Source organism: Brevundimonas sp. NIBR11 (assembly GCF_027912535.1).
Classification (GTDB): Bacteria; Pseudomonadota; Alphaproteobacteria; order Caulobacterales; family Caulobacteraceae; genus Brevundimonas.
The window spans coordinates 750,837-772,341 of sequence record NZ_CP115465.1; the positions used below are offsets into that span (position 1 = coordinate 750,837).

Genomic DNA, 21,505 nt, shown 5'->3' on the forward strand with positions numbered 1-21,505 from the left:
TATCGCATCCGCGACGGGCGCTTCCCCCGCGCGTTCTTGTGGATTGAAGCTGCGGAGCGTTGAACCCGCGAGATCGAATCTCAACAGCGCTCCACTCACACAGTGGAGCTTCGCCACTTAAGCGCCGCGTAGCATTCGCAGACCTGATCCTGCAGCCTGTCCCGATCGATGATTGTGATCACGCCGCGGGAGTGTCGGATGGCGCCTGCATCTCGCAGGCTCTGCCAGGCGGCGTTCACAGTCGTCCGCCTAGCGCTCACGAGGACCGCGACATCCTCCTGTGTCACCGCGAAGGCGTCGCCGCCGGTCCGGTCTTGTAGAGTCAGGAGCCAGCGCGCGATCCGGGGAACGATCATGTGACTGGTGTTGCACACGGCGTTCTGGGCCGCCTCGATCTGATTGAAATGGGTCAGGCCGAGCAGGAGGCGGAGAAGCGGCTGGCTGGCCTTGATCTGACGGCGCAGGACCCTGCTTTCCAACGCCCATGCCGCTCCTTCGATTTGAACTTGGATGTCCCATCCGCAGGGCTCATCGGCGAGGAAGGCGGCAAGGCCGGAGACGCCCTCGCGCCCGACGTTCGTCGCCATACCCGAGCGTCCGTCGCTGAAGCGAATGACGTTGGCCAAATCGGCCGTCACAGGGAAGTAGACGATCTCGACCGGCTGCCCGGCTTCCGTGACCACATCCCTGAGGGGGAGGTGGCGGAGTTTCATCGATGGACGGAGCGCGGCCTGGTCGTCCGGCCGCATCGTCGCCCACAGCCGGTTGTTCTCCAGAGCCGTCGTGTCGGAAATCGCTGTCACAGCCGTCGGCCTTGAGCAGTGACGCTGAATAGCGGCGTTTCATCCTCTCTCAGGACCATCACCTCGTAGTCGCCTCCTTTGCCAAGGTGGTCGGCCTTACCCCCAACCGTTTCGGCGAACACCTCTACGGCGGTCTGGCGCGCACGGCCGTCGTCGGCAAGTTCCTCACCCTCGTGATCCGGCACGACGCTCCCGTCCCTCAGGCGAAAATAGTATCGCGGCATCGGAATCCCTCATTCAGGTCACCCGGTCGATCAAGGCGAGCGACCCGCCCCGCTCACCGGATCCGCGACGCGGTCGCCCGCAATGCGATACGGTTGTTCAACCGTTTCCAACCGCCGGGCGACCGGCTCGTTCCTGAGTCGCAAGGGTGACAAAGGACCCCTCGTCAGGCCGCTGCCAGCTCCACGAGGATCGCTTCGATGAAGGCCTGGTCGTGGGGTTCGGAGTCATTGGCTTCGACGATCAGCCGATCGTTAGACCAGCGTCGATCCGGCGAGGCTGCGGCGGCTTCGCCAAGCGCCTTGGCCGCCGCAGGGGTGACCGAGAATGCGGTCGCCTTGGGCCCGGAGGTGACTTCCGTAACACCGGCGGCGAGGGCCAGGGCAGTCATCCGGGCGCTCGACATCAGGGTGGCAGCGTCCTCTGGAAGAGGACCGAACCGATCCTCGACCTCTTCGCTAAAGGCATCGATGTCTTCAAGAGTCACGAGGCGCGCCAGACGAGCGTACAGATTGATCCGCGTGGCGGCGTCCGGGACATACTCCGAGGGCAGGCTGCCGCCGGTCGCCAGGGCGAACTTCGGAGGTACGGGATCGCCGGCGTCCTCGCCGCGCGCCACCTTCAGCGCCCGCGCTAGAACGCGCTGATACAGGCTGGCCCCGATCAGGCGGATGTGACCCGCCTGTTCCTCGCCCACCAGATCTCCGCCACCGCGAAGATCGAGATCGCGCGCACTGATGGCGAAGCCGGAGCCGAGGCGGTCCAGGGCCTCCAGCGTATGCAGTCGCGAGAGCGTGTTCTCCGAGAGCGGGGCGTCGGGGTCGCTGAGCAGATAGGCGTAGCCCTGACGACGTCCGCGCCCGACACGACCGCGCAGCTGGTGGAGCTGGGCCAGTCCGAACCGGTCCGGTCGCCAGACCAGCATGGTGTTGGCGCGGGGCACGTCCAGACCGTTCTCGATGATGTTTGTGGCCAGCAGGATGTCGCCGTCGCCGGCCGCGAAGCCGGTCATCACCGCGTCCATGTCGTCGGACGCCAGTTCGCCGTGGGCGATGACCACCTTCAGCTCGGGGACGAGTTTGGCGAGCTTCACCTGAAGCGATACCAGGTCCTCGATACGCGGCGCGACGACGAAGCTTTGCCCACCCCGCGACGCCTCGCGCATCAGGGCGATCCGGACGGAGCCGGGATCGAAGTCGGTCAGGAAAGTGCGGATCGGTCGCCGCCGCGCGGGCGGGCTGGCGATGACGCTGACGTCCTGGATCCCGACCATGGCGCTCTGCAGCGTGCGGGGGATGGGCGTCGCCGAGAGGCTGAGGACATGCGGGGCGCGGTCGGCCAGGTCAGCTTTCATCCTGGCGCCGAACCGGTGCTCCTCGTCGATCACGACCAGGGCAAGGTCTGCGAAGGACACGCTGGTTGAAGCCAGGGCCTGGGTGCCGACAACGACCAAGAGCGACCCATCGGCCAGACAGGCCTTGACCCGCTTGGCCTCAGCCGTGTCCGTGATGCGAGATAGATGACCAACCTCGATGCCGGCCTCTGCGAACCTTCGCTGGAACAGCTCGAAATGCTGCCGCGCCAGGACCGTTGTGGGCGCGACGATCATCACCTGACGGCCCGCCAGCGCGACGGCCGCCGCAGCGCGCAGGGCCACCTCGGTCTTGCCGAAGCCCACGTCGCCGCACACCAGCCGGTTCATCGGAGCACCGGAGCCAAGGTCGGCCATGACAGCGTCGATCGCTGCGCCCTGGTCGATGGATTCCGGGAAGGGAAAGCCGGCGGCGAACCGCTCGTAGGCGGCGCGGGGAGGACTTATGGCCGGGGTGGTGACGGCGGCGCGGGCCCGCGCCTGTTCGACCATGGCGGCGGCCGTGGCGTCGATCTGCGCGCTGACTTCGGCGCGTCGCTTGATCCAACCCGAGGTGTTCAGGCGATCGAGGGTCACGGCGCCGGCTTCAGATCCGTATCGCCAAATGCGGGCGAACTCCTCGACCGGCGCCAGGACGGTGGCGCCGCCATGGTATTCAAGTCGAAGCACATCGCGCGCCACGCCGTCGGCCTCGATCGACTCCAGCGCCTGGAGCACCCCCAGGCCGTGTTCCTCATGGATGACGACGTCGCCGACCCGCAGTTCTGTCTCGCCAAACGGATTGGCGGAGGCGGACGTGCTCCGGGCGATCCGTCCGCCAGTCACATCGGAGGGTGTGATCACCGTGACGTCCGCTATCCCGTCGGTGAAGCCGGCGTCGAGGTCGGCGGTGAAGGTCGCAAGATCGCCCGTCTCGGCGTCTCGCACGTCGCGCCAGGCCGCGAGCGATCGCGCCGGCTCGACGCCCCCGCGTTTCAACATGCGGGCGACGACCCGCTGCTCGTGGGGCTGACCGGTGAGAACCACCCGTCGGCCGGCCTGACGTTCGGTTGCGATGAAGGTCTTGAGTGCGCGGCCCGGCGCGCTCTCACGCGCAAACCTCGGCGTCGGCGAGAGGTCCGTCGTATCCACGGTCCGCGCTTCGGTCAGGCGGCCGGTCCACTCGTCCTGTGAAAGATAGAGCGCCTCGGGACGAGATGGGCGCCAGCCGTCGACATCGCCGAACGTCTTGCGGGCCTCGAACGCCTCCTGGATCTGGCGGGTGAGTTTGCGGGCTCTCTGCGGAACCTCGGCGTCCTGCAGAATGGCGGCCGCGGGAAGGTAGTCGAACAGGCTGGCCAGGGCTTCGTACCGTTCGGCCAGCCGATGCTCGGCGCCGGTTGCGTCGGAAGCGTCGCCTTCCGAGGCCGCGCGTTCGGTCGCCGGCCCGAGACGCAAGGTCGCGACCTCCTCGCCGCTTCTCTGGGTGACGGCGTCGAACGTCTTGATCGAGGTGACCTCATCGTCCTCGCCCAGGATGATCCGGAACGGGCCGGACGCGGCCGGCGGATAGACGTCGACGACTTCGCCCATGATGGCGATCTCACCAGGCTCGTCGATCCGGTCATCGGTGACGTAGCCCCATGTCGTCGCAAAGGCGTCGAGGGCTGCGCGGTCGAGAGCCTGACCGACGGAGACGCCAAAGCCGGCGCCCACGACATCCCTGGGAGGTACGCGCTGGATCGCCGCGTCGGGGCAAGTGATCACCCATCGGCCGGCGGCGGACGCCGGCCTCGACAAGGCTTCCAGAACGGCCATCCGTCGCCCCATGCTCTCGCGTGAGGGCGCGGCGCGGTCATAGGGCAAACAGTCCCAGGGTGGCATGACCAACACCTCCGGACCGTTGACATCGCGGAGGGCGCCGAGGGCGGCCGCGATCTCGTCGGCGCGTCGCTCGCTAGCGGCGACGAAGAGAACCGTCTCGCCCTTCTTGAGGCGGCGGGCGATCAGACGCGCGGCGATACCGGCCGGAGGCGCCTTTCGCGGGGGTGACGAGTCCGCCGGTATCGGGCCTTCAACGAGAGACAGCTCTCCAGTGATCGTCGGGGTCGGCTTGCGCGCCATTCTGTCTCACAGCTTCGGAGGGGTGGATGCCCGCAGCCGAACGGGCCGACGCGCCGACCGGCACGCGGCCGCGCGGGCAGCGAGTAGGGGTATGCTCCCGGCTCCGGGATCACTTGTCATGCTGGCCAAGAAGCTTCGGCTGCCGTCGCCGGTTCCTATGACGCCTAGGTGACAGAGATCGAGGCAGGCGATGCGCGCACCTCGCCTGTCTCGATCAGCGAACCCGTGCGCTGTTTCTTGAACGTCTCGCCGATCACGGACGGCCGGGGTCGTCTCGCGCCTGCCGACGGCCTTCACCGCCTTCGATGATATCGCCGGATCCGGTTTGCCGCCGGGGTTCGCGCCGTTGGCCTCTCGGCCGTCGCTCTGTTTGTCAGCCTTATTCGGTCTCCGGTGGCGCGGGGGCCGAGGCCGCCCCTGACGTGAACGGAGCCGGCTCGGCGTAACGTCGCATGACAACTCTCCCAATAATCGCTCTCGAGAGCGTGCTGGGCTGCTCGTCTGAAGCGCCAGTTTCTAAGTCATGTTGCCGACTTATTGTCCCCGCCCTGTAGACAACAACAATCAACGGCCGACTGCCAAAGTCACCTTCACGACAGTCTGGGATATATTGAATAACTTCGGAACGAAGGCGGTGGGGTGATCTTATGTCGGGGCAACAAGACGAAGTCAGGATCGCATCATGTTCATGCACAACAAGAAGCTTATGTATACCGTCCGGGTGGCCGAGCCGAACCCCGGCCTCGCTACCCTCATGCTCGAACAGTTCGGGGGGCCGCAGGGTGAGCTCGCCGCCGCCATGCGCTACTTCACCCAGGCGCTGGCGGACGAGGATCCGGGCCGCAAGGACATGCTGCTGGACATCGCCACGGAAGAGCTCAGCCACCTGGAGGTGATCGGTTCGATCGTCTCGATGCTGAATCGGGGCGTCAAAGGCGAGCTGGCCGAAGGCGCGCTGGAAGAGGCCGATCTCTACATGTCGCTGAACGACGGTGGCGAAAGCCACACGACCTCGATCCTCTACGGCGGCGCACCGGCTCTGGTGAACTCCGCGGGCGTGCCATGGACGGCGGCCTATATCGACTCGATCGGCGATCCGGCCTGCGATCTACGCTCGAACATCGCGGCGGAATCGCGCGCCAAGATCGTCTACGAGCGGTTGATCAACGTCACCGACGACGCGGGCATCAAGGACGCTCTGACCTTCCTGATGACTCGAGAGATCGCGCACCAGAAGTCGTTCGAGAAGGCGCTCTATGCGATGCAGCCGAACTTCCCGGCCGGCAAGCTGCCCGGTCACCCAGACTTCGCCGACAAATACTACAGCCTGTCCCAAGGCGACGGCGAGGCGCGCGGTCCCTGGAACGAGGGCGAGCAGTGGGAATATGTCGACGACCGCGCCGAGCAGGCGGCGGTCGATGGCGGCGACGGCACGGCCCAGGTCGTCCTGTCGGCGGACGAGCTGGAGACCGTCGAGGCCCTCGCGGCGCGGACGGCGTCCGATCCCCAAGCGAACCCGGTCACGGGAGCGGACCTCGGCGCGGGCCCCGGCGCCGGCAAGACCACGACCCTGGTGGAATAGCACTTCCGGGACGCGCAGCCGCAGGCGGCGCGTCCCGATCCGCCGCGACGCCCATGCCGCTTTTCCAAATGACAATCTTCAGGGGTGCGACCGCCGTCTCGACAGAGTCTGTGCGCGCCGTAACGGCCGAGCAAGCCCGGACACATCTGCGGCTCCGACTTGCTCGATGCCAGCCTGGCGAGACCGTGGTGCTCTCACGGGATGGCCTTGAGCTGGGTCGGATAGGCCCAAGGCGCGTTTGACCCTGACACGTTTCCCGAAGGAACACTGATGGCCGCTGTCCCCCACCATCCCAACGAAGAGGGCGCCTGGACGCGGCTGGAGGGCGCTGTCGGCGTGGCTCTGTGGCAGCGCGAGCGGACCACCTTCGCCCCAGTCACCATGTACTATGTGATCGCCCCGCCCCGGCAGACGGAGATCCTCTACGACCTGGCCAAGGCGCGGGAGCGGTATGAGATCCTCGCGGCCGGACGATAAGGCATACGAAATGCAAGGCCCGCCGGCGATCTCGCCGGCGGGCCTTATCGTGCAGGCGATCAAACCACGCCCACCGTCAAAGGGCGCCCGCTGCGGTGTCGGTCTTGGTCGCACGCGATGCAGCAGCGGTCGGACGGGGCATCTTGCGATAGGTCGCCAGCGCCTGACCCACGACCTGGTCCATGTTGTAGTAGCGGTAGGTCGCCAGACGTCCGGCGAACACGACGTCGCTGCGACCGGCGGCGAGTGTTTCGTACTGTTTGAACAGCGCCTGATTTTCCGGCCGGGGGATCGGATAATAGGGGTCGCCCTCGGCGGTCGGAAACTCATAGGTGACGCTGGTCTTGGGATGCGTCTGGCCCGTCAGGTGCTTGTACTCGGTGACCCGGGTGTAGGGCGTCGCCTCATCGGGCGAGTTGACCGTCGCCACCGACTGGAACCGTTCCTGATCGAGCGTCTCGTGCTGAAAGCGCAGCGAGCGGTAGGGCAGGGGACCGTGGCAGTGGTCGAAGAACTCGTCGATCGGGCCGGTGTAGATCAGCTGGTCGAAGGTCACCTCGTCGACGATGTCGCGATAGTCCACACCGGTCTCGACGCGGATGTTCTCGTGGTTGAGCATCCGTTCGAACATCTTGGTGTAGCCCTCCAGCGGCATCGCTTGGAAGGTGTCGGTGAAGTAGCGGTCGTCGGTGTTGGTCCGGGTCGGCACGCGGGACGTCACCGACTTGTCGAGCTCCGACGGATCGAGACCCCACTGCTTGCGGGTATAGCCCTGGAAGAAGGTCTCGTAGAGCTCGCGACCGACGGCGGAGACGACGACATCCTCGCTGGTCCGCACCTTTTCGACCGGTTCCGCGCGCGCGGCGAGAAACTCGGCGGCGTCCTCGTCGGTCTGCAGGTCCAGATCGTAGAGCGTGTTCAGCGTCGTGCGGTTGATCGGCATCGGCACCAGTTTGTCGCCGACCTCGGCCAGGACGCGGTGTTCGTAGGGCCGCCAGCGGGTGAAGCGCGAGAGATAGGCGAACACGTCAGCCGAGTTGGTGTGGAAAATGTGTGGCCCGTACTCGTGGATCAGCACGCCGGCGTCGTCGAGACGATCATAGGCGTTGCCGCCGATGTGGGGGCGACGATCGACCACCAGCACGGTCAGGCCCGCATCGGCCGCCAGCCGCTCCGCCAGCACCGCGCCGGCGAACCCTGCGCCGACGACCAGAGCGTCATAGTGGGGCCTGCGGCCGCCGCGCGGCTTGCGCGAGGGTGCGGCGGCCTTGCGGGCGGTCGCAGCGCGATCGACCAGGGTGTTCATGCGGACATGGGTCTGGTCCCAGGACAGATCGGCCAGAGCTTTGTCAGCCTCGGTCAGCCATGACCCGCCCGGGTCGGCTGCAAGAGCCAAGGCGGCGTCGCAGGCGGCGACGAAGGCATCGGCGTCCGGGGCGATGGCCACCGCCTCCAACGCGCCGTAGTGGCGAACCACGTCGCGGATCGGGGTGGAGACGACCGGTCGTCCGCCGGCCAAATATTCCGGTGTCTTGGTCGGGCTGATGAACTGGGTGGAGTCATTGATGGCGAACGGCATCAGGGCGACGCGCCAGCGACCGAGCTCTCCGGGCAGCTCATCGTAGGAGCGCGCGCCGAGATACTGGATATTCGCGCGGCGCGGCAGGTCGTCTTCGGAAATCTTCACCACAGGGCCGACCATGACGATCGTCCAGTCCGGCCGCGCATCGGCGACGGCGGCGATGAGCTCGAGGTCCATGCGCTCGTCGATCACGCCGTAGAAACCTAGCGTGGGCGCATTGTCCGGCGCGATCTGGCGGGCCTTGGCGAAATGGGCGCGATCGACGCTGGACGGGAAGGGATGGATGTTGGCGTGCAGGTGCGCCTTGGCCTCGTACAGGCTGTAGCCCCCCGTGAAGACCACATCGGCCGTGGCGATCAGTTCCTGCTCCAGCGGTCGCAGCTCAGGCGGCGCAAAGCGGAAGTTCGCCAACTCGTCCATGCAATCGTAGATGACGGCGGCGGCTTCCAGATGCCGGGAGAACGGCAGCATCATCGGTGTGTAATACCAGAGCACAGGACTTGTGACGGCGTGCTCCGAGAGCAGATCATCAAGCAGTGACTTGAGGGACGCCGCCTTTTCGCCGTCGGACAGACCATGCGGCAAACGCGGCGTCGCGATGATCACGCCGCTGACCGGGCAGGCGCGCGTCTGGACCCACGAGAGCTGGCCGTCGTCTGGCAGGGGCTCTTCGAAATAGATCACCGTTCGCGACTGGGCGAAGCGCGTCATCAGGTGTTGCGGGCGCTGGAACACGAAGTCCCAACGCAGGTGCGAGAAACAAACCACCGGATCGCGCGGACTCGCGGCTGCAAGGTCGATGACCTTTGCAGGCAGGGCTTTCGGTTCAGCGGGGATCGTGGCCACGGGCGTTCCTTCCGGTCGGGTGCACCGAGCAGACGTCAGGCCTGCGTGTGTTCCCGGGTGTTGCAGTTGACAGCGCTTCTGCGCCTTGGGTTCGGGCCGAGCCTGATCGGGTCATGCGGCCAAAGGCGCATTCGCGGCATCCCCCCGCTCGGGATGGAAGCACCGACGATCGTCTCTGGACCACCACCCGTCGCCAGAGGGCGCGCCGTCCTTGTCGCTCCGCCGATCCGCCAGACCTTTCAGCCAGGTTGCGAACTCTCTAGCGACCGGAGCGCCCGACGAGATATCGAAAGCGCCCGGCTCGTAGTGGTCCTGTCGACATGTCAGAAGGCTGTCCCAATCGACCGCGCCCAGCAGAGACCAGGCCGTGACCGCCTCGACCGGCACGCCTTCTTCGGTCAGGTCGCAGACCGCTCGCCAGCATTCGTCGAACCACCGGATCTGTTCGTGAGGATCGGACCCCAGGTGGCATTCGGTGACAGCGAGGGGCAGGCGATACCGCGACCAGAGCGTGGTGAGATGGTCGCGCCACCCTCCGAGACGGTGTTCCATCGCCCGGACCGCCTCGACGTCGGCGTAAGCCATCTCGCCGTTCGAGCCGTGCGTATGCTCCGGGTATCGCTCCAGCCGGTGGTCGAGGAACCGGTCGCTGGTGACATAGTGGTTCATCCCGATCACGTCGGGCGGGCACGGATCGGCCGCTATGACAGCCAACCTCTCCTCGAAGCCCAGTCCGGCAAGGCGTTCGAACAGGGCGTGGCCCGGCCGAACCCGGCCGCACAGGAGATCCCAGGTCATCAGACGTCGGTCGTTCTCGAACCGCGCCTGCGATGCGCAAGCGTCGGTGCCGTAGGTCGCGCCGAAGTCCTCGGTCTGGATCAGGCGTGCGTTAGGCACGACCGATCGTATGGCTCGCATCGACAGCCGTGTGGCGTCGATCTGGTTCAGCAGGGCCAGCCAGAAGTCATGCTCATCGCGCAGATGCGGATACCAGTGGCCATACAGGGCGCTGAAGCGGGCGGTGGTCAGCGGCTCGTTGACCGGCGTCCAGTCGCGGACCCACGGATAGCGTTCCGCCGTGCGCCGGGCGTGTTCGGCCAGACCCTCCGCGAAGCCGGGGTCAAGCAGGTCGGTCCAGGCAGGACCGGAGCCGTGATGGATCAAGCCGATGATCGGTCGAAGGCCCAGGGTGCGCAGTCGGATCAGCCGCAAGTCCGACCACGTCCAGTCCCATTGGCCGCGCGTCGTCTCCGTGCGCTCCCACAGCACTGGATAGCGAATGGCTTGAAGACCCAGGTCGGCGAAGCGATCGATGTCGTAGATGCGATCATGGTGACCCGTCAGCCGCGTCTGGTCGCTCCAGACGTCGCCGATCCGGTTCACGGTGCATTCATGCCCGCCCCACAGCACCGGCCGGGGCGCGCTCATGCCGCAGCCGGCAGCGTGGTGATGCCGCCGAAACGTCGGTTCAGTCTCCATGCCACCGCCGTGTCGACGATGGTCTGAAAGTCGGAAATCTCTGGCTTCCAGGTCAATCTCTTCATCGCGCGTGCGGGATCGGCGACCAGGATCGGCGGATCTCCGGCACGGCGGTCCCCAACCGAGTAGACAGGAGGCCGGCCGCACGCCTGTCCAACGGCCTCGATGACCTCCAGCACCGACGTGCCCTGTCCCCGACCCAGGTTCATCGCCTCGAAGCCCTGATCCACGGTGGATAGGCCCAGCGCCAGGACGTGCGCCCGCGCCAGGTCCGCCACGTGGATGTAGTCCCGCACGCAGGATCCGTCGTCCGTCGGGAAGTCTCGCCCGAACACCGTCAGCGGACGGGAGCCGGTAAGCGCCGCCTCTATGGCCAGAGGGATCAGGTGCGTCTCGGGATCGTGCGCCTCGCCGAGTTCACCGTCAGGATCGGCCCCAGAGGCGTTGAAGTATCTCAGCGCGACCGCCTCCATGCCGAAGGCGGCGCAGTTGGCGGCGATCATCCGCTCGCCCGCCAGCTTGCTGTCGCCATAGGGATTGATCGGGTTCAGCACGTCGGTTTCGGACAGGGCCGAAAGGCCGGCGGGCGTTCCATAGACCGCCGCCGTCGACGAGAAGATCAGCCGAGCCACGCCGTTGTCCCGCATGGCGGACAGCACGGCCGCGACGCCGTTGACGTTGTGATCCCAATACAAGTCAGGACGGTGCATCGACCGTCCGACCTCGATCAGCCCGGCGAAATGGATGACCCCGACGACCTTGTGGTCGCTCATCGTCCTGGCCAGCCGCTCCCGGTCCCGAACATCGCCCTGGACCAGCGGACCCCATTTCACGGCCTGGGCGTGACCATTGCTGAGGTCGTCATAGACAACGGGTTCGAGCCCGGCCTGGGCCAAGGCCTTGCAGGTATGGGAGCCGATATAGCCGGCGCCGCCCGTCACGAGGATTGTATCGCCCACCGTGTCAGCTCCAGCCGCAGGTGGAGGGGGTCGAGGGGGAACCCAGCGGACGACACTCCAGGATGGCTCGCCTGGACATCAGCCCACGTACCGCTGGTATTCTTCGGCATAGCGCAGCGTCAGTCTTTCCTGATCCTCGGCCTTCTCGCGCAGCTCCAGGAACCAGCCTGATTCTTCTTCATACATGTGGGTCAGGACCGCACCCTCGATATGCTCCCACTTGTCGAGCCAGGCTTCGTCCGACGGAGGAATACGCTCCAACTCGGCCATCTGGTTCTTGGCAACGGTCTGTTCGAGATACGCCTGCGCCGCGTGAGCCTTTTCGTCAGCGTGGCCGAGGGCGGGATACAGGACGATCTCTTCGGCGAGCGAATGCCCGTTGAGCACGAGAGCCAACGTCTTCATGGCCGCAGTCCGGTCGGCGGCGCGCTTGGCGAGCTTGCCAGTCGTGAAGGCCTCGCGGATTTGGTCGTGGTGATCGATGACAAGGCTCAACCAGTCGCCCGGCGCCGCCGCGGCGCGCGCTTCCGCCGTCGCTTCCGCCCGCTTGTCTTCGTCGGGTTGGGGCGTGACGGCGGCGGCGATCTTGTCGATGATGGACATGGATTTTTCCGATGAGCTGAGGCCGAGAGAAGCCCGCGGAACCACGATCGTTCCTCTGTCACGGAGCCGACTTTGTGCGCTGCAGCGCCGCTGTGGCGACTGCCCGACCTGAGGCTTGGGCAGCGTGGACGGGGCTTGATGGCCTGTCGGAACTTTGGCTCATCCAGCTGCCCGTGGCGGCTGTGTCGACCTCGAGACTTAGGAACGGCGCTGTCGCCCGCCTCGTTGTTCGCGTGGAAGGAGACACTCATGTCAGACGACAAGACCCGCTCGGGCGGCCTGGATCGAAAACTCATCAGCCTTTCGGAGGATTATGAGGTCCGGGACTGGGCCGCCAAATTCGGAGTAACCGAAAAAGCGCTTCGGGATGCGGTCGCGCGCGTCGGCGCCCGGGCCGAGGACGTCCAGCGCGAGCTCGGAGGGGGGCGCTGATGGACGGGGCATGGGAGGCTTGGCCCTGGGGCCTCGTCATCATTGGCGGTCCCCTCCTGCTTGGCGGGGTGCTGGCCTGGGTCAAGCTGCGAAGCGCCAAGGCTCCGGACGCGGACCCCGGCACCCCGTCGAACGATCCCTCCAAGGGGATGACCGGACATGACTAACCCTCGTGACCAAGGCGGCCCCCAAGGCGACCCCGGCGAGGCCAACCGAGGCATCGGCCAGGAGAGGGTCGGGGAACCGTCTCCCTCTCCGCGTCAGCGCGCGACGCTCGCTGGGACGGCCGGGGGGCCGGGCTCAGGGGCCGGAGAAACCCGCGCGCCTGACGACGACGGGGCTCCGGCTACGGAGGAGGAGCGCGCGGTTCGGGATCACGGTCGACCCTAGAACGCCTGAACCGTCGCCACCAGCAGCATGAAGGCAGTTTTGAAGGAGGCTTCGATGAGCGTTGCCGACCCCGGCAAAAATCGGATCTCAAACTCAGGCCAAGTCTCGATTACGCCTGAGCGGTGGTCTGAAACCGCCCGAACTAAAGGGGCGTCCGCGCCTCGCGAGGAGCGATCGTTCGCGCCGAATATCGACCTTGGGCGCAAACCTGTCCCTAAGAGCGAATGTCTTTCGCAGATGCGGCGTCGAGGGACCGCCTGATGGTCTCCTTGGCCCGCAAACGATGACCCATCCCATCAGCCCGCCGCAGGCGCGAGGTCCCCGCAACGGCGACCTGCCGGCCTATGTCGGCAACGGCCTGGTGGGACTTCGCGTCCGAGAGCAGCCCTTGCAGGCGGGAATGATGATCGTGAGCGGCTTCGCGGGCGAGCATCCGGAACGGCGGATCGAGGCCGCGGCTCCGGCGCCCTACCCACTGGCCGGGGATCTAGCCCTCGACGGCGTCTGGCTCAGCGACCAGCCGACCGGCGTATCCGACCTGCGCCAGAGTTACGACTTCGCCACCGGCGAACTCACCAGCAGCTTCCGCTTCGAGGCGGCCGGAACGACGGCCGAGGTGACTGTCCTGACCTTTGCCAGTCGCACCGCGCCGTCGATCGTTCTGCAGGAGGTCTCCGTGCAGCCCGATAGGCCTTGCGATGTCGAGCTCCGAGCGGTGATCGAAACGGCGGGCGTGCGAGGCGGGGTCGTCCGCCGTCGGACCGATACCCCGGGGGAGCCGGACCCCGTTTGCGACGGGTCCATGCTCTGGGCGTCGGAGGGCGGCCTGAGCAGCTGCGGCCTCGCCCTCGTCACGCAGATTCTTGGCGGCGAGGCCGAACGGAGCGTGCGGACCTGGGATGTGACGGGTCCGATCCGCACCGACTATCGGGTGCGCGGGCGCTCGGACCGCCCGATCCGGCTCCGCCAAATGGCGGGTGTGGCGCCCTCGGTTATCCATGAACGCCCGGACGAAGAGGCCGTGCGGCGTGTCGCCCGAGCCAGGGCGACCGGGTTCGACTGTCTCAGAGAACGCAACCGCGCGGCCTGGGCGGACCTCTGGGACGGTCGGATCGTCGTCCACGGGGCGACGGCCGAACATCAGGCGATCATCGATGCGGCCGTCTTCTATCTGAACTGTTCGACCCACCCGGCGTCACCGGCCGCGACGTCGATCTTCGGCCTCGCGACCTGGCACGACTACACATACTATTTTGGGCACGTGATGTGGGACATCGACGCCTTCTGCGTCCCGCCCCTGCTTTTCCTCCAGCCGGAGGCGGCGCGGGCCATGCTGGACTTCCGGACGCGGGGTCTGGAGGCGGCGAGGGGCAACGCGCGCCTGTCGGGCCGTCGGGGACTGCAGTTTCCGTGGGAGGCCGCCCCTCTGTCAGGGGAAGAGGCCTCGCCGGGCGGCGGCGACGGGGCGGCGCACGAGGATCATGGCTCCTTGCACACCGCGCGAGCCTTTGGTCTCTACGCCGATGTGACGGGCGACCCCGCCTTCCTGGACGAAGACGCCTGGCCGGTTCTGTCGGGCGTGGCGGACTGGATCGTCAGCCGTGTTACGCGCACCGACCGGGGTTTCGAGCTTCTGAGGGCGACCGGGCCTGCCGAGGTGCCGGAACCACCGGACAACGACGCCTTCACCCTGATGGCCGCCGGATGTGTCCTCCGCCGCGCTATCCGGGCCGCCGAACAGACGGGACGGGCGGCGCCCGAAGCCTGGCGTCGGGTCGAAGAGGCGCTCTACTTGCCCGTGCGCTCGGACGGCGTCATCGCCGCGCATGACGGGTTCAGGATCTCCGAGCCCAAGGGAGCGACGCCGTCGCCGCTGGCGGGTCTCTTCCCCTATGACCATCCGGCCGGCAGTCGTGAGAGTCAAAGCACGCTCGACTTCTATCTGGAGCATTGGTCCGAATATGTGGGCGCCCCGATGTTCCCAGCCTTCTACGCCACCTGGGCCGCAATGGCGGGCGATCGCGACCTGGCGCTTAAACTCTTCGAAGAAGGATACGCGGCCTACGATCAGGGCCGGTTTCACCAGTGTCTGGAGTACCGGCCGGACCATCCGGACAGCGCGGTCAGGGCCGGGCCCTTCTTCGCCAATCTGGGCGGGATGCTGATGGGCCTGATGTTCGGCCTGCCGGGCATCCGCGTCGACGACGGCGATCCCCGCGAATGGGCGCACCGCCCCGTCGTCCTGCCTCGCGGCTGGACCGCCATCGAGATCGGTCGCGTGTGGATCCGGGGCAGGCCGATGCGCCTCGTCGCCCGGGACGGGGCGGACCGCGCGGAGCTGATCCCGCTTTGATGCCGTGGCTCATTGGCCCGAACCCCGAATAGCAATCGGCGATCAACCGAGGCGGAGGCAAGGCCAGACAAATGCGCTCACGGCCATGTCGTTCTTTCAGTCGGACGACTGGGTTTTGGGGCCGTCGCCGACTGCGACGGTCTTTTCTGCTCCTGCCCATTTCCCGGCGAGACCGGGCACTTCCTCAAGCTGGCGCACCTCGTCAAATCGACCGCGCTCCTCGCGATACCGCACGATCTCGAAGCCATGGCCCTGGAGCTCAGGAACGGAGTCCAGATCGGCGGCGCTGGCGGTGTTTAGATCGATCATTTCTTTTGATCCCTGTCTGTGGTTCAGCCCCGAAAAATGGTTGGAAGAAAGCGCTTCAGCGACGTCATGTTCCTTGGGGACCTTCGTCGCCGACGATGGCGCTGCGACGCCAACAACGTGAACCCGCCGCGATTGAGCGAGTTTCAGGAGGATGGCCATGCTCGATCCCCAGACCTGTCGACGCGCCCTGCGGGAGATTGGCGAGATCGCCGCCGTGGCGGTCCTGGACGGCAGCCAGATGACCGAGCAGGAGGCGCTTCAGACGATCGCCGCGATCGCCGAGTGGGTGCGGGAAGAGGCGCCGGTGGACGGGGCCCCGTGCACCGAGACCGTGCGTTCGCTCAACGCCCTGACCGTCTCCCGCGATTTTGACACCATGAGCGATTGGGAAGCGATGAAGCTGTTCGGCGCCGTGCTGGACGCTCTGCATCAATCGGATGCAACGGCTATGCCCGCAGCCGTCTGACCCTTCGTCGGTCAGGCCTGCGAAAGGTCCGCGACGGCCGGACGCAGGGCGGCGATCACGTGGGGTGCGAGATTGCGGGCGATGATCTCGATGCCGCGCGCATTGGGGTGGATCCGGTCCGCCAGGCTGAGCATCGGGTTCAAAGCCACACCCTCAAGCAGGAAGGGATAGAGCGCCACGCCATGTGCGCGGGCGGCGTCGTGAAAGACGGCGTCGAAGGCTTGGGCCCGGGCGCCGAGCCAGGGCGGAGCACGCATTCCGCACAGTAGCACGGGGATCGACCGAGCGCGGAGGCGGGCGAGAATGGCGTCGAGGTCCGCTCGCATTCGCTCGAGCGGGATCGACTGCATCAGATCGTTCGCGCCGAGCGCCACGACGCACAGCGTGGTCTCTTTGGCCACGGATCGATCCAGCCGCCTCAAGCCGTCGCGTATCGCATCGCCGGAGACGCCGGCCCCGACGACCTTGATGTCCACACCGCACGCCGCCACCGCCGCCTGCAGTCTGACGGGCAGGGCCTCGCTCGCGCGAAGCCCGTAGCCCGCGGAGATGGAATCGCCGAGGAGGGTGACGATAGGGCGAGTCATGACTGCGCTGGGCTCACGAACGCACGACTGAGGTAGGGCGAGCTCGGCCGGCCGAACCGCCACGGGGTCGCTGCGCCGTGCCGGATGCCGATGCGAGGTCCGCTCACGACAGGCTCCCGCGCGCCCGAGGTCAGGGAGAAGGGCGGTTCGTCGATCGGCAGTCCGTTCAGCGCGCTGGTGACGCCGAGCGCCTGACACAGACGTCCGGGGCCGGCGCAGAGCTGGTTGGTTGGGCGACTGCCTCGGCGCTCCAGCATCATCTCCAGTCCCTGAAGGGGCTGGAGGGCGCGGATCAGGACAGCGCTGCCAGCCGCCTTGGAATTGCAGACGATGTTGAGACACCAGTGCAGACCGTAGATCCTGTAGACATAGGCCCGGCCGATCGGGCCGAACATCGGGGCGTTTCGAGGCGTCGGCCCGCGAAAGCTATGGGAGGCCGGATCGAGACGGTCGTAGGCTTCGGTCTCGACGATGATCCCGCCCACCCCGTCCACGAGAAGGGTCGCGCCGATCAGGTCGCGCGCCGCCTGCGGGGCCGGCTTCGCCAGGACATCGGACAGGCTTTTCACCACCTCTAGTCGGCCGCCTCGATCGTGGCGCAGATTCGCGCCAGAACGATCGGCAACTGGTCCGGAAGCTCTCGCGCCAGAAAGCCGAGTGGAGCCCCGGCGGCGGCCAGTGCGGCCCCGGCCTCTGCATGAAGGACGACGCCCCAGAGGGCGGCGACGACCGGAGCCGCGCCGCGCGCCAGAAGGCCGCCCACGGCCCCTGCCAGGACATCGCCGGATCCGGACGTTCCAAGGCCCGCGACACCGCCTTCATGACGCCACGCGGTCCCATCCGGAGAGATGACGTAGGTGGTCGCCCCTTTCATCACCATGACCGACTGGAACATCGAGGCCGACTCTCGACCTGCGGCCAAAGGGTCGGCTTTGATGGCTTCCTTGTCGCATCCGAGCATCGACGCCATCTCGCCGGCGTGCGGCGTCAGGACGATGCGGCCCCTGGCGATCCCGGCGAAACGCCCGGCTTCGCGCCGGACGGGCAATGCGCCGGCATCGACGACGGCGGGCACGTCGCCAGCGTGACTCAGAAGGCGGACGGCCAACCGCCTTTCAGCGTCGCCGGTGTCCATGCCCGGGCCCAGCACCAGAGCGGAGGCGGAGGCGGCAGGCGTCATCAAGGGGGCGGCTATCCTCGACGCGGAGACGACAATCCTCGCTTCCGGGACCGTCGTCGCCATGGCCGCAGCGGCTGTGCGATCGGCTCGAATCTGAAGCTTGCCGGCCCCGACGCGCAGGGCCGAGACGCCCGCCAGGATGGAGGCGCCGGCCATGACCATGTCCCCGCCGACCACAAATACGGCCCCCCGATCCTCCTTGTCGCCGGCGACCGGCAGCCGGGGGAGGGGATGAGCGGCCAAGGCGGCGATGTCGAGGACGGCGGTCACCGGGCAGCCACCTTGGCGTCCGGAGCCGTCGTCACCGGCGCGCCCTCCTGCACCAAGGGCGCGACGAAATTGTAGCCTTCGAGTTCAAGCCCGCCGTCGGGCTTGCGGGCATAGGTGGTGACGCCGCAGTTGGCGACGTCGCCTTCGGCGTCGATGGCGAGAATCTGGGCCTCGGTCAGTCCCTCCAGCAGATAGCGGAGGCACAGGACCACCACCTGATGGCCGACGATGAGAACCCTCTCGTCGCGATGGTGCAGGCTCAATGTATCGAGTGCGGCCCGCAGACGAAGGATGACGTCACACCAGCTCTCTCCGCCCGGCGGACGATGGTAGAACTTCCCCAGTCGCCGTCGCGCTTCGGCCTGCTCGGGATAGCGCGCTTCGATGCCGGCGGTGGTCAGGCGATCGAGGATGCCGAACTCGCGTTCCCGCAGACGTTCGTCGATGCAGAAGGCGAGGTCGTCGCGGGCCAGACCGCCGGCCTCGGCGATGGCGGTCGCCGTCTGTTGGGCGCGCAGATAGGTCGAGGTCAGGACGACGGTCGGACGTTCGTCGCGAGGCAGGCCAGCGAACCATTTGCCAAGCGCCTCCGACTGTTCGTGGCCGAGGTCGCTGAGGGGAACATCGACGTCCCGGATGTCGAGATCGATCTCTCCAAGCCCGGCCGCATGGGCGCGGTCTCGGGCGACGTTGCCGGCGCTTTGTCCGTGGCGGACAATCCAGAGGCGATCAGGCCAGGGTGAGGTCATCTCAGGCGCTCCCGACAGCAAGACCAGACCAACGCTCGCGGACTCACTTCGAGCCGTGGCCAGAGGCCGGCGGCCTCTGCGCGCCGTCGCCGGGAACACCGGAGTCCCCTCCAGCCCTAACGTCGTGTTCTATTCGCCCGGCCTCGACCTCGGCACGCGAGAACACCTCTTCCTGGCCGTCCTCAAGCAGTTCGTCGTCGACGCCGCTTAATCCGCCTACCACGAGACCAGAAGATGCAGGTGTTTTGTCAGCCATGGAGAGCAAACACGCTTGGCGCGTCCGGGGTCCAATGTCGCTTTCGGAACAGACCAAAGAGCCCAAGCCGCTGTCATCCAAGGCCAAGCTAGAACGGCAAGCGTGTTCTGAAACCGAAGAAGCTTTTGGAGATCAAAGGGACGATGGTGGGTGATGTAGGGTTCGAACCTACGACCCGCTGATTAAGAGTCAGCTGCTCTACCAACTGAGCTAATCACCCGTACCATCGTCGCGCGGGCGTCAGGGACGTCCGGCGAAGGGGGCGGAGATAGAGACATCGGCTGTGGGATGCAAGGCTTTTCCGCCCGGTGTTTCGGATCGTCGCAGGGCGGTCTAGGGTTCGCCCGGAATCGGCCCGGCAAGGGTCATCGGGGAGCGAGTGAATGGCCTTCTGGAACCGGCGCAAGTCGATCGATGCGATGCACCAGCCTTCGGACGGGCCAAGGCTGAAGGCGACGCTCAGCTGGCCCCACCTGCTGGCATTGGGCGTCGGGGCCATCGTGGGGACCGGCATCCTGACCCTCATCGGCGTCGGCGCCGGACTGGCCGGACCGGCAGTGCTGATCTCCTTCGCACTGGCGGGTCTGGTCTGCGCCTGCGCGGCCTTGGCCTATGCCGAGCTGTCGACCATGATGCCGCAGGCGGGCAGCGCCTACACCTACTCCTACGCCGTGCTGGGCGAACTGATCGCCTGGGTCGTGGGGTGGAGCCTGATCCTCGAATACTCGCTGGTGGTGTCGGCCGTGGCCGTGGGCTGGTCGGGGTATGCGGTCGGCTTCCTGACCGGCTTGGGTATCGACCTGCCGATGGCGCTAACGACCGGACCTCATGTCGAGGGCGGGCTGATCAATCTGCCGGCCGTGGCGATCATCGGCGTGGTGACCGGTCTGTTGCTGCTGGGCACCCGAGAGAGCGCGACGCTCAATGCGGTGCTGGTGGTGATCAAGGTCGTGGCCTTGATCGTCTTCGTGGCCATCGCGCTTCCGGCGTTCGATCCGGCTCACTTCACCCCCTTCATGCCCAACGGCTTCGGGTCTCCGACCCTGCCGTTCCAGGAGGCCCTGACCGGCCAGCCGGTGGTGCAGACCGGCGTCATGGCGGCGGCGGCGATCATCTTCTTCGCCTTCTACGGCTTCGACGCCATCTCGACGGCGGCGGAAGAGACCAAGAAGCCCGAGCGCGACCTGGCCATCGGCATCGTCGGTTCGATGCTGATCTGCACGGCCCTCTATCTGGTCGTGGCGGCCGCGGCGATCGGCGCGCGTCCGGTTGAAAGCTTTGCGGCCAGCCCCGAACCTCTGGCTCTCATTCTGCGCGAGATGGGGCAGGGAACGGCGGCGCAGTGGATCGCCGCGAGCGCGGTGATCGCCCTGCCGACCGTGTTGCTGGCCTTCCTGTTCGGCCAGAGCCGCATCTTCCTGGGCATGGCGCGCGACGGCCTGTTGCCGACCTCACTGGCCAAGATCTCGTCGCGTGGCGTGCCGGCGGTGGTGACGGTCTTCACCGCCATCGTGGTGGCGGCGCTGGCGGGAGTGATGCGTCTGGACGAGCTGGCGTCGCTGGCCAATGCCGGGACACTGGCGGCCTTTGCGGCGGTAGGGGTCAGCCTGATCGTCCTGCGCCTGCGCGAGCCGAACCGGGTGCGGACCTTCCGGGCGCCGGTCTGGTGGCTGGTCGGAGCGATCACGGTGATCGGCTGCATCGTCTTCTTCTTCAGCCTGCAGCCCAGGACCCAGTTGTATTTCCTGTATTGGAACCTCGGCGGCCTGCTGGTCTATTTCCTGTGGTCGGCGCGGAATGCGCGTTTGGCCAAGAACCCTGACCAGGCCGCCTGATGTCCCGTCGCGACCTGTCGGGCGCTGTCGACTTCGCCGTGCTGGACGCGGTGACCGGCGGCGACGACGGGGTCGCGGAGGAGATCCTCGGCCTGTTCGTGCAGCAGGCCGAGATGTGGTCGCAGATGCTGGACGCCCGGATCGAGGGCTGGCGCGACGCCGTGCACACGATTCGGGGCGCGGCGGCGGGGATCGGGGCCGGACGGCTGGCGGAGGTCTGCGCCGACGCCGAGGCGGCGGAGAATGCCGTGGCGCCGGCCAAGTTGGATCACGTTAGGGACGCGATGGATCAGGCACTCGCCGATGTGGCGGCCTGGCGGCACGAGCTCATGCTACGGAGCCTGAAAGGCTAGGACTGGAACCCGTCGACCAGAAAGACGCGCGACGTCGAGGCGGCTTCGCGAATCCGGAGAGCGGCCTGGTATTCGGGCGAGGCGCGCCAGGCGACGGCCGTCTGTCGATCCGGGAACTCAAGAATGACCACGCGGGCGGCCGGGGCTTCTCCGGCGATGGCCGTCCCGTTGCCGCCGCGCACGATGTAGCGGCCACCGTGGGCAGCGACCGTCGGAGCCGCCAGTTTGGCGTATTCGGCGTAGGCCTCCGGATCGGAGACGACGATTTCGTGGACTTCGTAGGCGAGGGGCATGGCG

Annotated in this window: 22 protein-coding genes and 1 tRNA gene; 9 read left to right on the plus strand and 14 right to left on the minus strand. The window is 66.9% G+C overall.

Going from position 1 to position 21,505, the window contains the following annotated elements; translation table 11 throughout:
• Nucleotides 1-95: 95 nt before the first annotated feature.
• The 3 genes from O5O43_RS03595 to O5O43_RS03605 all read right to left on the minus strand — a co-directional run bounded on the left by O5O43_RS03595 (nt 96) and on the right by O5O43_RS03605 (nt 4,500).
• Nucleotides 96-749, minus strand: a complete 654-nt coding sequence (locus tag O5O43_RS03595; protein ID WP_271085553.1) for a Crp/Fnr family transcriptional regulator — start codon at nt 747-749, stop codon at nt 96-98.
• 50 nt (nt 750-799) lie between these two features.
• A complete protein-coding gene (locus O5O43_RS03600; RefSeq protein WP_271085554.1) occupies nt 800-988 on the minus strand; it encodes a hypothetical protein in 189 nt (62 codons plus the stop codon).
• 203 nt (nt 989-1,191) lie between these two features.
• Nucleotides 1,192-4,500, minus strand: a complete 3,309-nt coding sequence (locus tag O5O43_RS03605) for a helicase-related protein (RefSeq protein WP_271085555.1) — start codon at nt 4,498-4,500, stop codon at nt 1,192-1,194.
• 682 nt (nt 4,501-5,182) lie between these two features.
• Between O5O43_RS03605 and O5O43_RS03610 the strand changes: the two genes are divergently transcribed.
• On the plus strand, nt 5,183-6,082 hold the full coding sequence (locus tag O5O43_RS03610) for a manganese catalase family protein (RefSeq protein WP_271085556.1): 900 nt from the start codon (nt 5,183-5,185) through the stop codon (nt 6,080-6,082).
• A gap of 270 nt (nt 6,083-6,352) precedes the next feature.
• Nucleotides 6,353-6,559, plus strand: coding sequence for a hypothetical protein (locus O5O43_RS03615; protein WP_271085557.1), 207 nt, complete (start codon nt 6,353-6,355; stop codon nt 6,557-6,559).
• A 76-nt stretch (nt 6,560-6,635) separates the two neighbouring features.
• On the opposite strand, the gene glf is transcribed toward O5O43_RS03615, so the two are convergent.
• From glf to O5O43_RS03635, 4 genes are all read right to left on the minus strand, one after another.
• Nucleotides 6,636-8,987 (minus strand): UDP-galactopyranose mutase, encoded by a 2,352-nt coding sequence (glf, locus tag O5O43_RS03620; RefSeq protein ID WP_271085558.1) that lies wholly within the window; start codon nt 8,985-8,987, stop codon nt 6,636-6,638.
• A gap of 111 nt (nt 8,988-9,098) precedes the next feature.
• The gene (locus tag O5O43_RS03625) at nt 9,099-10,415 is read right to left on the minus strand and encodes a hypothetical protein (protein ID WP_271085559.1); all 1,317 of its coding nucleotides are present in this window, start codon (nt 10,413-10,415) and stop codon (nt 9,099-9,101) included.
• Complete coding sequence (gene galE, locus O5O43_RS03630; RefSeq protein ID WP_271085560.1) at nt 10,412-11,425, minus strand: UDP-glucose 4-epimerase GalE; 1,014 nt, start codon at nt 11,423-11,425, stop codon at nt 10,412-10,414. Before galE ends, O5O43_RS03625 begins: the two co-directional genes overlap by 4 nt.
• Before the next feature lie 78 nt (nt 11,426-11,503).
• A complete protein-coding gene (locus O5O43_RS03635) occupies nt 11,504-12,028 on the minus strand; it encodes a hemerythrin domain-containing protein (protein ID WP_271085561.1) in 525 nt (174 codons plus the stop codon).
• Between the two features lie 249 nt (nt 12,029-12,277).
• On the opposite strand from O5O43_RS03635, the gene O5O43_RS03640 reads away from it, so the two are divergent.
• The 3 genes from O5O43_RS03640 to O5O43_RS03650 all read left to right on the plus strand — a co-directional run bounded on the left by O5O43_RS03640 (nt 12,278) and on the right by O5O43_RS03650 (nt 15,203).
• A complete protein-coding gene (locus tag O5O43_RS03640; RefSeq protein ID WP_271085562.1) occupies nt 12,278-12,460 on the plus strand; it encodes a DUF3606 domain-containing protein in 183 nt (60 codons plus the stop codon).
• On the plus strand, nt 12,460-12,627 hold the full coding sequence (locus tag O5O43_RS03645; RefSeq protein WP_271085563.1) for a hypothetical protein: 168 nt from the start codon (nt 12,460-12,462) through the stop codon (nt 12,625-12,627). The genes O5O43_RS03640 and O5O43_RS03645 overlap by 1 nt, the downstream gene beginning before the upstream one ends.
• Before the next feature lie 506 nt (nt 12,628-13,133).
• Entirely contained in the window at nt 13,134-15,203 is a 2,070-nt protein-coding gene (locus tag O5O43_RS03650) for a glycoside hydrolase family 65 protein (RefSeq protein ID WP_271085564.1), read from the plus strand.
• Nucleotides 15,204-15,299: 96 nt separating this feature from the next.
• Here O5O43_RS03650 and O5O43_RS03655 read toward each other — a convergent pair whose 3' ends face one another.
• On the minus strand, nt 15,300-15,671 hold the full coding sequence (locus O5O43_RS03655; protein WP_271085565.1) for a helix-hairpin-helix domain-containing protein: 372 nt from the start codon (nt 15,669-15,671) through the stop codon (nt 15,300-15,302).
• On the opposite strand from O5O43_RS03655, the gene O5O43_RS03660 reads away from it, so the two are divergent.
• Complete coding sequence (locus tag O5O43_RS03660; RefSeq protein WP_271085566.1) at nt 15,670-15,978, plus strand: hypothetical protein; 309 nt, start codon at nt 15,670-15,672, stop codon at nt 15,976-15,978. The two genes, O5O43_RS03655 and O5O43_RS03660, sit on opposite strands and share 2 nt — an antisense overlap.
• Nucleotides 15,979-15,989: 11 nt before the next feature.
• Here O5O43_RS03660 and O5O43_RS03665 read toward each other — a convergent pair whose 3' ends face one another.
• Genes O5O43_RS03665 through O5O43_RS03680 form a run of 4 tightly spaced genes read right to left on the minus strand, consistent with a single transcriptional unit; the run spans nt 15,990 to nt 18,764 of the window.
• Nucleotides 15,990-16,565, minus strand: a complete 576-nt coding sequence (locus O5O43_RS03665; RefSeq protein ID WP_271085567.1) for an arylesterase — start codon at nt 16,563-16,565, stop codon at nt 15,990-15,992.
• Nucleotides 16,562-17,134: a DNA-3-methyladenine glycosylase gene (locus tag O5O43_RS03670; protein WP_271085568.1), complete on the minus strand. Its 573-nt coding sequence runs from the start codon at nt 17,132-17,134 to the stop codon at nt 16,562-16,564. The genes O5O43_RS03665 and O5O43_RS03670 overlap by 4 nt, the downstream gene beginning before the upstream one ends.
• A gap of 5 nt (nt 17,135-17,139) precedes the next feature.
• Nucleotides 17,140-18,015 (minus strand): NAD(P)H-hydrate dehydratase, encoded by an 876-nt coding sequence (locus O5O43_RS03675; RefSeq protein WP_271085569.1) that lies wholly within the window; start codon nt 18,013-18,015, stop codon nt 17,140-17,142.
• Nucleotides 18,012-18,764, minus strand: coding sequence for a histidine phosphatase family protein (locus O5O43_RS03680; RefSeq protein ID WP_271085570.1), 753 nt, complete (start codon nt 18,762-18,764; stop codon nt 18,012-18,014). Before O5O43_RS03680 ends, O5O43_RS03675 begins: the two co-directional genes overlap by 4 nt.
• Nucleotides 18,765-18,819: 55 nt before the next feature.
• Between O5O43_RS03680 and O5O43_RS03685 the strand changes: the two genes are divergently transcribed.
• Nucleotides 18,820-18,975, plus strand: a complete 156-nt coding sequence (locus O5O43_RS03685) for a hypothetical protein (RefSeq protein WP_271085571.1) — start codon at nt 18,820-18,822, stop codon at nt 18,973-18,975.
• 189 nt (nt 18,976-19,164) lie between these two features.
• Here O5O43_RS03685 and O5O43_RS03690 read toward each other — a convergent pair.
• Nucleotides 19,165-19,240 (minus strand) — tRNA-Lys (locus tag O5O43_RS03690).
• Between the two features lie 163 nt (nt 19,241-19,403).
• Here O5O43_RS03690 and O5O43_RS03695 point away from each other — a divergent pair.
• Nucleotides 19,404-20,855 carry an amino acid permease gene (locus O5O43_RS03695; protein ID WP_271085572.1) on the plus strand — a complete coding sequence of 484 codons (1,452 nt, stop codon included), beginning with the start codon at nt 19,404-19,406 and terminating at the stop codon, nt 20,853-20,855.
• Nucleotides 20,855-21,208, plus strand: coding sequence for an Hpt domain-containing protein (locus O5O43_RS03700; protein WP_271085573.1), 354 nt, complete (start codon nt 20,855-20,857; stop codon nt 21,206-21,208). The genes O5O43_RS03695 and O5O43_RS03700 overlap by 1 nt, the downstream gene beginning before the upstream one ends.
• Here O5O43_RS03700 and O5O43_RS03705 read toward each other — a convergent pair.
• Nucleotides 21,205-21,501, minus strand: coding sequence for a DUF1330 domain-containing protein (locus O5O43_RS03705; RefSeq protein WP_271085574.1), 297 nt, complete (start codon nt 21,499-21,501; stop codon nt 21,205-21,207). The two genes, O5O43_RS03700 and O5O43_RS03705, sit on opposite strands and share 4 nt — an antisense overlap.
• Between the last annotated feature and the right edge of the window lie 4 nt (nt 21,502-21,505).

Coding starts and splice junctions, on each gene's coding strand:
- O5O43_RS03660 (WP_271085566.1), top strand. CDS start 15,670: ATGCTCGATCCCCAGACCTGTCGACGCGCCCTGCGGGAGATTGGCGAG.
- O5O43_RS03655 (WP_271085565.1), bottom strand. CDS start 15,671: ATGGCCATCCTCCTGAAACTCGCTCAATCGCGGCGGGTTCACGTTGTT.
- O5O43_RS03645 (WP_271085563.1), top strand. CDS start 12,460: ATGGACGGGGCATGGGAGGCTTGGCCCTGGGGCCTCGTCATCATTGGC.
- O5O43_RS03595 (WP_271085553.1), bottom strand. CDS start 749: ATGCGGCCGGACGACCAGGCCGCGCTCCGTCCATCGATGAAACTCCGC.
- O5O43_RS03650 (WP_271085564.1), top strand. CDS start 13,134: ATGACCCATCCCATCAGCCCGCCGCAGGCGCGAGGTCCCCGCAACGGC.
- O5O43_RS03605 (WP_271085555.1), bottom strand. CDS start 4,500: ATGGCGCGCAAGCCGACCCCGACGATCACTGGAGAGCTGTCTCTCGTT.
- O5O43_RS03625 (WP_271085559.1), bottom strand. CDS start 10,415: ATGAGCGCGCCCCGGCCGGTGCTGTGGGGCGGGCATGAATGCACCGTG.
- O5O43_RS03665 (WP_271085567.1), bottom strand. CDS start 16,565: ATGACTCGCCCTATCGTCACCCTCCTCGGCGATTCCATCTCCGCGGGC.
- O5O43_RS03695 (WP_271085572.1), top strand. CDS start 19,404: ATGGCCTTCTGGAACCGGCGCAAGTCGATCGATGCGATGCACCAGCCT.
- O5O43_RS03610 (WP_271085556.1), top strand. CDS start 5,183: ATGTTCATGCACAACAAGAAGCTTATGTATACCGTCCGGGTGGCCGAG.
- O5O43_RS03640 (WP_271085562.1), top strand. CDS start 12,278: ATGTCAGACGACAAGACCCGCTCGGGCGGCCTGGATCGAAAACTCATC.
- O5O43_RS03635 (WP_271085561.1), bottom strand. CDS start 12,028: ATGTCCATCATCGACAAGATCGCCGCCGCCGTCACGCCCCAACCCGAC.
- O5O43_RS03705 (WP_271085574.1), bottom strand. CDS start 21,501: ATGCCCCTCGCCTACGAAGTCCACGAAATCGTCGTCTCCGATCCGGAG.
- O5O43_RS03700 (WP_271085573.1), top strand. CDS start 20,855: ATGTCCCGTCGCGACCTGTCGGGCGCTGTCGACTTCGCCGTGCTGGAC.
- O5O43_RS03680 (WP_271085570.1), bottom strand. CDS start 18,764: ATGACCTCACCCTGGCCTGATCGCCTCTGGATTGTCCGCCACGGACAA.
- O5O43_RS03615 (WP_271085557.1), top strand. CDS start 6,353: ATGGCCGCTGTCCCCCACCATCCCAACGAAGAGGGCGCCTGGACGCGG.